This window comes from Bartonella sp. W8167, from assembly GCF_016100335.1.
Lineage (GTDB): Bacteria > Pseudomonadota > Alphaproteobacteria > Rhizobiales > Rhizobiaceae > Bartonella > Bartonella apis.
The window spans coordinates 1-644 of record NZ_JACFSQ010000013.1; the positions used below are offsets into that span (position 1 = coordinate 1).

Sequence of the window (644 nt, forward strand, 5' to 3'; positions counted from 1 at the left end):
GTTATTGCCGTACCATGTTAATGTTCCACCAAGGCCATAACCATCTGCTTTGATATCACCTTCGCCAAAACGTGACGAGATATCGCCTTTAGCATGGCCATATTGGAAGTACACACCACCAATGAATGTGCCTTGTGTATTTTCAATAGCTTCAAAGTCCAAGCCAAGCTGTGTTTTAGCAATGTTTAAATCATAATTCGCATTGGTTTTGCTTTTATCCGAATTGATATGGCTTGCCGAGCCTTCAACCTTCATCCAAAAACCACGACCTTCTGTCAATCCGGCTGCGTCAACACCATTTTCATGTTGTCCAAGCCATGTACGATTACCAACACGCTGTTCCAGTGTACCAAGCTTATTCATTTGTTGAAGAATTTGTGGGTAAACTTCATATAAAGCTACACCTGGCTGATAAACAGGACTTAAAGGATGTGTCGGGTTCCCTGAAATTATCGAAGGGAAATAGGTTGTATCAAGTGTCCGTAAGTACCAACTGCCGTCACTTCCGTCCCCTTGATGGAGCGAATAAGCATAAGCCCCTCCAACAACAGCATTTTGCCCCTCATACTGATAATCACTTTTCAGAGCAAAAGCATCCGCAGTAGAAGTGCCACCAACAGTGATAACCTCAATACCATTACCGG

The 644-nt window shown here is 43.3% G+C and carries 1 protein-coding gene; it reads right to left on the minus strand.

Translation table 11 applies throughout. The annotated features are described in order from the left end of the window. Positions 1–644 (minus strand): autotransporter outer membrane beta-barrel domain-containing protein (locus H3V12_RS11075; protein ID WP_198214711.1); only part of this gene is annotated, 644 nt, incomplete at both ends.